This is a genomic window from Streptomyces sp. HSW2009 (genome assembly GCF_040240285.1).
In the GTDB taxonomy this organism is placed as follows: Bacteria; Actinomycetota; Actinomycetes; order Streptomycetales; family Streptomycetaceae; genus Streptomyces.
Genome location: NZ_JBEHZD010000322.1, coordinates 1 through 9,083, shown reverse-complemented (window position 1 = coordinate 9,083; position 9,083 = coordinate 1). Strand labels below are relative to the sequence as shown.

Annotated in this window: 7 protein-coding genes; 5 read left to right on the top strand and 2 right to left on the bottom strand. The window is 73.8% G+C overall.

Annotated elements, in window-relative coordinates; translation table 11 throughout:
• Nucleotides 1-507 precede the first annotated feature (507 nt).
• The 4 genes from AAHZ94_RS21945 to AAHZ94_RS21930 all read left to right on the top strand — a co-directional run bounded on the left by AAHZ94_RS21945 (nt 508) and on the right by AAHZ94_RS21930 (nt 6,554).
• Entirely contained in the window at nt 508-1,782 is a 1,275-nt protein-coding gene (locus tag AAHZ94_RS21945; protein ID WP_349994688.1) for a sensor histidine kinase, read from the top strand.
• The gene (locus AAHZ94_RS21940; protein WP_349994687.1) at nt 1,779-2,435 is read left to right on the top strand and encodes a response regulator; all 657 of its coding nucleotides are present in this window, start codon (nt 1,779-1,781) and stop codon (nt 2,433-2,435) included. The genes AAHZ94_RS21945 and AAHZ94_RS21940 overlap by 4 nt, the downstream gene beginning before the upstream one ends.
• 238 nt (nt 2,436-2,673) lie before the next feature.
• Nucleotides 2,674-5,406 carry a pyruvate dehydrogenase (acetyl-transferring), homodimeric type gene (gene aceE / locus AAHZ94_RS21935; protein WP_349994686.1) on the top strand — a complete coding sequence of 911 codons (2,733 nt, stop codon included), beginning with the start codon at nt 2,674-2,676 and terminating at the stop codon, nt 5,404-5,406.
• A 173-nt stretch (nt 5,407-5,579) separates the two neighbouring features.
• Nucleotides 5,580-6,554, top strand: a complete 975-nt coding sequence (locus AAHZ94_RS21930; RefSeq protein ID WP_349994685.1) for a helix-turn-helix transcriptional regulator — start codon at nt 5,580-5,582, stop codon at nt 6,552-6,554.
• Nucleotides 6,555-6,655: 101 nt separating this feature from the next.
• Here AAHZ94_RS21930 and AAHZ94_RS21925 read toward each other — a convergent pair whose 3' ends face one another.
• Nucleotides 6,656-7,597, bottom strand: a complete 942-nt coding sequence (locus tag AAHZ94_RS21925; protein ID WP_349994684.1) for an SDR family oxidoreductase — start codon at nt 7,595-7,597, stop codon at nt 6,656-6,658.
• A gap of 376 nt (nt 7,598-7,973) precedes the next feature.
• Here AAHZ94_RS21925 and AAHZ94_RS21920 point away from each other — a divergent pair, with 376 nt between their 5' ends.
• Nucleotides 7,974-8,504 (top strand): DUF4240 domain-containing protein, encoded by a 531-nt coding sequence (locus AAHZ94_RS21920; protein WP_349994690.1) that lies wholly within the window; start codon nt 7,974-7,976, stop codon nt 8,502-8,504.
• An 11-nt stretch (nt 8,505-8,515) separates the two neighbouring features.
• Here AAHZ94_RS21920 and AAHZ94_RS21915 read toward each other — a convergent pair whose 3' ends face one another.
• Nucleotides 8,516-8,989, bottom strand: coding sequence for a GNAT family N-acetyltransferase (locus AAHZ94_RS21915; protein WP_349994689.1), 474 nt, complete (start codon nt 8,987-8,989; stop codon nt 8,516-8,518).
• Nucleotides 8,990-9,083: the final 94 nt, after the last annotated feature.

The window sequence follows — 9,083 nt, the reverse complement described above, 5'->3', positions numbered from 1 at the left end:
CCCCCCCCCCCCCCCCCCCCCCCCCACTTTTTTTTAATGATCCGCCCACCCCCGAGATCAACACACGGAGTATCGGCGGCAGCGTCAGATGTGTAAAAGACACCGGGGCCCGCAGTGGACCAGGAACACGGCGGTGACCGCCGTGACGAGTAACCAGAGCATGTGCACGTGTCGTCCTCCGTCTGCTCGTGGGTGACGCGGTTCCGGGGCCGAGCGGGCGCGGCCCGGTGGGCGGCGGCGCGGCCCGCTTCCCCCCGCCCGGCCGGCCCCCGCCCCGCTCCGGGTGACCGGGCGGGGGCCCGTGGACGCGCTGCGACCCCCCGACCGCAGCGGCCCGCCCACCCCGCGCCGGGCCCGGGTTCCGGCGGGTGGGCAGGCTCCACGGTGCCCTGCCCGGGCGCCCCCGGTCATCGGGCCACGGACGGCAACGGGGCACGCCGGCTATAGCCCACGGGCTTACTCCCCCGGGCCGATGTCGCGCCGCGGCGTGGCCCGTACGATCCCGCCATGCCCATCACCGCGCGCCGCGGGCGCAGCCGCCCGCCCCGACCGGACCGCGCCGCGGAGCCCGCACCCGCGGAGCCGCGCAAGCGCGCTCGGCCCACCGTGCGGACGGCGCTGGTCTGGGGCGCGGCGCTGCTGCACCCGGTGACACTGTTCGCCGCGGTGCAGGAGGTACCGCGGTATACGGCGGCGACGCGGATCGTGCTCTTGCTCGCTGCTCTGGCCCTGCCGTGGTGGCTGCTGCGGCGCAGCCCGGTGCCGGCCCTGCTGTTGATGCTGGCGGGGACGGTCACCGCTGCGACGCCGCCGGAGCTCACGTGGGTCCCCATCTACTGGCTGATCCTGGGGGCCGACGTGGCCCTCGGCTACCTGGCGGCGCACCGACCGTGGCAGGTGAGTCTGCCGATGGCGGCACTGACCCTGTACGTACAGGCCACCGTGGTGTCCGTGAGGATGCTCGCCCAGGAGGACACCCTCAACGGCTTGGCGCTGTTGGCGCTGGCCGTGGTGATCGCCTGGACGATCGGGCGGACGCTGCGCGAGCGCCGCGAACACGCCGCGGCCCTGCGCGAACAGGCCACGGCCCGGGCCGTCACCGCCGAGCGGCTGCGCATCGCCCGCGAACTGCACGACATGATCGCGCACAGCATCGGCGTGATCGCCATCCAGGCGGGCGTCGGCAGCCGGGTCATCGAGTCCCAGCCCGCCGAAGCGCGCAAGGCCCTGTCCGTCATCGAGGCCACCAGCCGGGAGACGCTCGCCGGACTGCGGCGGACGCTGGTCGCGCTGCGCCGCGGCGAGTCGGACACCGAGGGCCCGGTGGACCTCCGCGAGCCCGCCCCCGGCCTGGCCGACCTGGGGCGGCTGGCCGCGACGACGGCGGACGCGGGCGTACGGGTCGAGGTGCAGTGGGCGGGCCAGCGCAGGCCGCTGCCGCCCGACATCGACCTGGCGGGCTACCGGATCGTGCAGGAGGGGCTCACCAACGTGATCCGGCACGCCCGGACCGACACCTGCCGGGTGACCGTCGCCTACCGGGAGGCGGCGGTGACGGTCGAGATCACCGACGCCGGCCGCGGCGGCACGGTGGACCCCGGTGCCGGCCTGGGGATCATCGGCATGCGGGAGCGGGTCGGCCTGCTGGGCGGCCGGCTCTCGGCGGGCCCCCGACCGGGCGGCGGGTTCACGGTGACGGCCGAGCTGCCGGTGCCGGCCGGGGCGGCCGGCCAGGACGCGTCGGCAGCGGACGGGGCCGCGGCGCCGGGGGTGGCGCGATGAGCGTGCGCGTCGTTCTGGCCGACGACCAGCCCCTGGTACGGGCCGGGCTGCGGGTCCTGATGGCCGATACGCCCGACATCGTGGTGGTGGGCGAGGCGGCGACCGGCGCCGAGGCCGTGCGGCTGGCCGCCGAGGTCACGCCCGACGTGGTCGTCATGGACATCCGGATGCCCGAACTCGACGGCATCGAGGCCACCCGCCAGCTCACGGCCGACCAACCGGGCGTCCGCAGCCTCATCCTCACCACCTTCGATGACGACGACTACGTGTACGCGGCGCTGCGCGCCGGGGCGAGCGGGTTCCTCGTCAAGGACATGGCGTTGGACAGCATCCTGGAGGCGATCCGGGTGGTCGCGGCCGGCGACGCGCTGATCGCGCCGAGCGTCACCCGGCGGCTGATCGAGGAGTTCGCCGACCGCCCGGAGCCGGCGCCCCCGGCCCGGGCCTCCGCCGTCCTCACCGACCGGGAGCGCGAGGTGCTCACCCTGGTCGGCCGGGGCCTGTCCAACGCCGAGATAGCCGCCGAGTTGAGCATCGCCGTCGCCACCGCCAAGGCCCACGTCGCGCGGCTGTTCACCAAGCTCGACGCCCGCGACCGGGTCCACCTGGTCATCGCCGCCTACGAATGGGGCCTGGTCAGAACGGCCCGCTGACCCCGCCCCACCACTCAGCCCAAGCAACCCGCTCGCCCCCCTCACCGATCCCCCTCCTCAACCCAAGAATTCCGGCACTCCGTGCCGGGCATCGCGACACCGCGTGCCGACTTTTGCGGTTTCGCCCGGGAATTATTGATCGATCATCGATCAGCGTCTTATCGTCGGTGATGGGGCGCGACCCGACCCTGCCTGCCGCTCCCGCTCACTTCGTCCGGAAACCGGAAAGGGGCTCCTCATGCCCGACGCCGTACGCCCGCCGTACAGTCAGCTCGACCAGCTCCCGGACCGGGACCCGCAGGAGACCGCCGAGTGGCGCGAGTCCCTCGACGCCGTGACCAAGGCGGCCGGGCCGCACCGCGCCGGGTACCTGCTGCGCCGCACCCTGGAGCACGCCGCGCAGACCGGGACCCCGAGCCTGCCGCCGCTCCTGGAGACGGACTACGTCAACACGATCCCCACCGCAGCCGAGCCCGCGTACCCGGGCGACGAGGCGTTGGAGGCCAGGATCACGGCGTGGAACAGGTGGAACGCAGCCGCGATGGTCACCCGCGGTTCGCGGCTCGGCCTCGGCGGCCACATCGCCACCTACGCCTCCGTCGCCTGGCTCTACGAGACCGGCTTCCAGCACTTCTTCCACGGCAAGGAGGGCGACCAGTCGGGCGACCAGCTCTATCTCCAGGGCCACGCGTCGCCCGGCATCTACGCCCGCGCGTTCCTCGACGGCCGGCTCACCGAGGCGCACCTCGACCGGTTCCGGCAGGAGGCGGGCAGCGGCGACGTGCCCGGCCTGCCGTCCTACCCGCACCCGCGGCGGCTGCCCTGGCTGTGGGAGTTCCCCACCGTCTCCATGGGCCTCGGCCCGCTGTCGGCCATCTACCAGGCCCGGTTCAACCGCTACCTGGAGCACCGCGGCATCAAGGACACCTCACGCTCCCGGGTCTGGGCCTTCCTCGGCGACGGCGAGATGGACGAGCCCGAGGCGACCGCGGCGCTGGCGCTGGCCGGCCGCGAGGGCCTGGACAACCTCACCTTCGTCATCAACTGCAACCTGCAACGCCTCGACGGCCCGGTGCGGCCCAACTTCAAGATCGTGCAGGAGTTGGAGGCCCAGTTCCGCGCCGCCGGCTGGCACGTCATCAAGTCGCTGTGGGGCCGCGCGTGGGACGACGTGCTGGCGCGGGACACCGAGGGCGCGCTGCTGCGCAGGCTGCGCGAGGTGCCGGACGCCCAGTTCCAGACGTACGCCACGCGCGACGCGGCCTACGTGCGTGACCACTTCTTCAGTGTCGACCCGGCGCTCGCCGCGCTGGGTCGGGAGCTGACCGACGCGAAGCTGCTCGAACTGTTCCAGAGCTCGCGCGCCGGCCACGAGCCGCGCAAGGTGTACGCGGCGTACCGCGCGGCGGTCGAGCACAGCGGCGCCCCGACGGTGATCCTGGCGCAGACCGTGAAGGGGTACACACTGGGCCCCGGCTTCGAGTCGCGGAACGCCAACCACCAGATGAAGAAGCTCACGGGCAAGGAGTTCCGCGCCATGCGGGACCTGCTCGAACTGCCCATCCCGGACAGCGCCCTCAGCGACGAGCTGGTGCCGTACGCCCACCCGGGCGAGAACTCCCCCGAGATGCGCTACCTGCGCGAGCGCCGGGCCGCGCTCGGTGGCCCCGCCCCGGCCCGCAAGGTGGTCGCCAGGCCGCTGCCGGCGCCGGCGGACAAGCCGTTCGAATCGCTGTACAAGGGCTCCGGGACCCAGGAGATCGCCACCACCATGGCGTTCGTCCGGCTGGTGAAGGACCTCATGCGGGACAAGGAGACCGGCCACCGCTGGGTGCCGATCGTCCCCGACGAGGCCCGCACGTTCGGCATGGAGTCGCTGTTCCCCTCGGCCGGGATCTACTCCCCGGTGGGCCAGACGTACGAGCCGGTCGACCGTGACCAACTCCTGTACTACAAGGAGGCCAGGAACGGTCAGATCCTCAACGAGGGCATCACCGAGGCCGGCTCGCTGGCCGACTTCACCGCGGCGGCCACCTCGTACGCCACGCACGCCGAGCCGATGATCCCGTTCTACATCTTCTACTCGATGTTCGGTTGGCAGCGCACGGCCGACCAGTTCTGGGCGCTGGCCGACCAGTTGGGGCGCGGCTTCGTCATCGGCGCGACCGCGGGCCGTACGACGATGACCGGCGAGGGGCTCCAGCACGCGGACGGCCACTCCCATCTGATCGCCTCCACCAACCCCGCCGCGCTCTCCTACGACCCGGCGTTCGCCTTCGAGGTCGCGGTGATCGTCAAGGAGGGGCTGCGCCGGATGTACCGCCCCTCGCCCGGCGAGGACCCGGACGTCTTCTACTACCTGACGGTCTACAACGAGACCAAGGTGCAGCCCCCGATGCCGCCCGGCGTCGAAGAGGGAATCCTCAAGGGCCTCTACCGCTACCGCCCGGCCGACGCCCTCCCGGCGCCCGCCGGCGCGGCCCCCGCCGCAGTGCCCACCGCCGAAGGTGGCGCGCCGCGCCTGCAACTCCTCGCTTCCGGCACGGCCATCCACTGGGCTCTGGAGGCCCAGCAGTTGCTGGCCGCGGACTGGGGAGTCGCCGCCGACGTCTGGTCGGCACCCTCTTGGACCGAGCTGCGCCGCGACGCCCTGTCCTGTGACGCGGCGCAGCTCAAGGGCGAGGATCGGGTCCCGTACGTCACCCGTGCCCTGGCTGGCGCACCGGGCCCGGTCCTCGCCGTCAGCGACTGGATGCGGTCGGTCCCCGACCAGATAGCCCCCTGGGTGGAGCAGGACTGGTCGTCGATCGGCACGGACGGCTTCGGCCTCTCCGACACCCGCGAGGCCGCCCGTCGCCACTTCGGCGTGGACGCCCCGTCGGTGACCGTCGCAGCGCTGGCCGCCCTGGCCAAGCGCGGCGAGGTCAAGCCGGAGACGGTGCGCGAGGCCAGGGAGCGGTACGGCCTCTGACCGGCCCGTACGCCATCGTCCGCGCTCCCCTGCCCCGCGCCCACGTGGAGCAGGGGAGCGCGGGGCACCCGGTGACCAGTCGGGATCGGCCCCGGACGCCGCGTGCGCTCGCCCGCCGACGCTCTTCCGGCGCGAGGACGGCGACTGTCAGTGGCCGCGGGCATGATGACCCCATGCGCGCGGCCCGACTGATCAAGATGGTGCTGCTCCTCCAGTCCCGGGCCTCGATGACGGGGGCCGAGTTGGCGGAGCAGTTGGAAGTGTCCGAGCGGACGGTGGCCAGGGACGTGCTGGCGCTGTCCGAGGCCGGCGTCCCGGTCTACGCCGACCGTGGCAGGGCCGGCGGCTACCGCCTGATCGGCGGGTACCGCACGCGGCTCACCGGCCTCGGCCGGGCCGAGGCGGAGGCGCTGTTCCTCTCCGGAGTGCCCTCGGCGCTGCGCGAGATGGGGCTCGGCGACGCGGCCTCCGCGGCCCGGTTGAAGGTCTCGGCGGCCCTGCTGCCCGAGCTGCGCGACGCGGCGGACGGTGCGGCCCAGCGCTTCCACCTCGACGCCCCGAACTGGTACCACGAGCCGGACTCCCCGCCGCTGCTCCCCGAGATCGCCGACGCGGTGTGGGACGACCGCCGTCTCCTGGGCCGCTACCGCCGCGGCGGCACCGAGGTGGAGCGCGTGCTGGAGCCGTACGGGCTCGTCCTCAAGGCGGGCGTCTGGTATCTGGCGGCGCGGGTGGACGCGTCGTGGCGGGTGTACCGGGTCGACCGGTTCGCCGCGGTGGAGCCGTCCGGCGAGCACTTCACCCGCGACCGGGACTTCGCCCTGCCCGACTTCTGGGCGGAGCGCGCGGCGGACTTCCTGCGCTCGATCCTGCGCACCGAGGTGGTCCTGCGGCTCACGGAGCGCGGCGTGCGCCTGTTGCCACTCGCCACCGACCCGCTTTCCGCCCGCGCATCACTGGCCTCGTCCCCCACCCCCGACGCCCGGGGCTGGACCACCGTGACCCTGCCCGTGGAGACCTTCGACGTCGCGTACGAGCAACTGCTCGGGCTCGGCCCGGAGTGCGAGGTCCTGGAGCCGCCGGAGCTGCGCGCCCGGATGGCGACGGCCCTGGCGCGCGCCGCCGCCCTGTACGACGCGGTGGATTGACTTCCGCTCCCGGGGCCGTAGCCCGGGGGGGGGAGGGCGGGCCGCCCGCCGCTGGCGACGCGGCCGGCCCCCCGCCGCCGCCCCCCCCGCCCCCGGCCCCCCTACCGATAGTCCTCAGCCCGGCCGTCCCGGCCGCCGAAGACGACGTCTTCGAAGTAGCCGAAGGCGTCCGGCTGGGAGCCGTCGGTGTCGCGGAACCCGTAGACCTTGGCCAGTTGGCCGCTGGAGAGCGAGGCGCCGGTCCAGCGGGCCCGGTCCGGGTCGGCGGCGAGTGCGGCGACCGCGCGGCCGATGTACGCCGGGGACTCGGCGATGGCGAAGTGCGGCTGCTGCTCGATCGCGTCCCGCCAGTTCGCCTCGGTCACGCCGAAGTGGTCGAGCATCTCCTCGGAGCGGAGGAAGCCGGGGGACAGGCTCACCGCCGTACCGCCGTACTCCTTCAACTCCTCCGAGATCCCGAACGCGGCCCGGATCGGCACGTTCTTGGTGATGTCGAAGAAGAGGTTGTTCCGGTACGTCCGGTTGAAGTCGGCCGTCCCGTCCGTCACCTCCACCACCAGCCCCCCGGGCTCCTTGATGACCAGCGGCAGCGCGAAGTGCTGGGTGATGAGGTGCGTGTCGATGCCCAGGCGCAGCATCCGCAGCCCCTTCTCCAGGTCCACCTCCCATACCTTGGTGTCGAACTCGATCAGCCGATCGCCGCCCCAGACCCCGACCACCAGGATGTCCAGCCGGCCGTGCTCCGCGTCGATGCGCCGCACGAGATCGCGTACCTGGTCGGGGTCGAGGTGGTCGGTGCGGACGGCCAGGCCCCGGCCGCCGGCGGCGGTGACCAGTTCCGCCGTCTCCTCGATGGTCTCGGCCCGACCCACCTCGCTCAGGACGGTCCCGGCGCCGGCCGCCTCGCGCGAGGTGCGGCCGGTGACGTACACCGTCGCCCCCGCCCCGCCCAGCGCCACGGCGATGGCCCGACTCGCGCCCCGGGTCGCGCCCGCGACCAGTGCCACCTTGCCCGTCAGGGTGCGTACGCCCTCGGTCTCCACGTCAGATGTCCCTTTCGTCCAGGCCCCGAAGCGGGCCGCGCACGACTGTGCCGAAGAAAGCGGTCATCTTCTGTCGTGATTGCGGCGTGGCTACGACGAGTTTTCCGCCCCGGCCGCCGGACGCCCCGCCGATCGCACCCCCGGGGCACGCCCGGGGCACACCCACCTGCCCCGCCGATCGCGCCCCGGGTACCCCCCACCCGTTCCCCGCCCAGTCGCACACGGGCCGAACGCTCACCCGGCGCGCGCCCGGACGCTCACCCGCCCCCACCCGAGCGGACACATAACGGACCGGCCCGGGTGCGGTAACGACACAGCAGCATCCGGGTTGCTCGGCGTGCACGGCCAGCGGACAGGGCCGATGCTGGTCCCTGTGATGGACGAGACGGAGTTTTGGGCGTTGATCGACGCCTCGCGCGAGGCCGCCGACGGCGACCCCGACGCCCAGGCGGACCTGCTCATCGACCGGCTGGTGCAACTCGACCCGGACGCCGTGACCGACTTCGCCCGCCACTTCGAGGCCCGCTACAACCGCGCCTACCACTGGGACCTGTGGGGCGCCGCCGCCGTGCTCCTCAGCGACCCGAGCGAGGACGTCTTCGAGGACTTCCGCTGCTGGCTGATCGGCCAGGGCCGGGAGGTCTTCGAGGGGGCCCTGTACGACCCCGACGACCTCGCTGACCTGATCGAGGACTTCGACCCGCGTACGGACGGCGACGCGGAGGACCTCGGGTACGCGGCCGACGAGGCGTACGAGCAGCTCACCGGGGCCGAGACGCCGGACCTCGGCCTCCCGGAGCCGGCCGACGAACCCGCCGGAACCCTCCTGAACCTGACCGACGAGAAGGCCCTCGCGGAGCGCCTCCCCCGGCTGTGGGCCCGCTTCCGCGACGGCGGCGCCGGCTGACCCCGCCGCCGCTAGACGCTGCGCCCCATCAGCACGTCATCCACGTACGCGCCGGCCAACAGGAACTCCCCGGGCAGCACGCCCTCGACCGCGAACCCCTCCGCCTCGTACAGCCGGCGCGCCGCCGCGTTGTGGCCCAGCACGCGCAGGGTGAGGCGGGACGCGCCCTGCCGCCTGGTCTCCGCGCACGCCGCACGCAACAGGGCGCGCGCCGCCCCGCGCCCACGGGCCCACTCCTCCACCGCGAGCCCCTGTATCTGCCGTACGTGGGCGTTGGAGGCGAGCGGCGTCGGCGGGCAGAGCCGGATATATCCCGCCACCCTGCCGTCCACCTCGGCCACCAGGTGCTGCATCGGCGGATGGTGGTCGGCGAAGAAGGAGCCGAACGGGGCGCGCGGCGGCGGCTGTACGGAGTGCAGCGTGGACCAGATGCGCCGGTCGATGGCGGCCAGCACCTCGTCGTCGGCCCACCGGGCGGGGCGCACCCGTACGGCGCCTGCGGCGCCGTGGTCCGCGGCGGCGGGGCGCGGCGCCGGCGGGGTGTCCCCCTCGCCGGCCGCCGGGCGCGACGGCGTGGGG

Excerpts from the sequence above, each read along its gene's own strand:
- AAHZ94_RS21945 (WP_349994688.1), top strand. The coding sequence starts at position 508 with ATGCCCATCACCGCGCGCCGCGGGCGCAGCCGCCCGCCCCGACCGGAC.
- AAHZ94_RS21940 (WP_349994687.1), top strand. The coding sequence starts at position 1,779 with ATGAGCGTGCGCGTCGTTCTGGCCGACGACCAGCCCCTGGTACGGGCC.
- aceE (WP_349994686.1), top strand. The coding sequence starts at position 2,674 with ATGCCCGACGCCGTACGCCCGCCGTACAGTCAGCTCGACCAGCTCCCG.
- AAHZ94_RS21930 (WP_349994685.1), top strand. The coding sequence starts at position 5,580 with ATGCGCGCGGCCCGACTGATCAAGATGGTGCTGCTCCTCCAGTCCCGG.
- AAHZ94_RS21920 (WP_349994690.1), top strand. The coding sequence starts at position 7,974 with ATGGACGAGACGGAGTTTTGGGCGTTGATCGACGCCTCGCGCGAGGCC.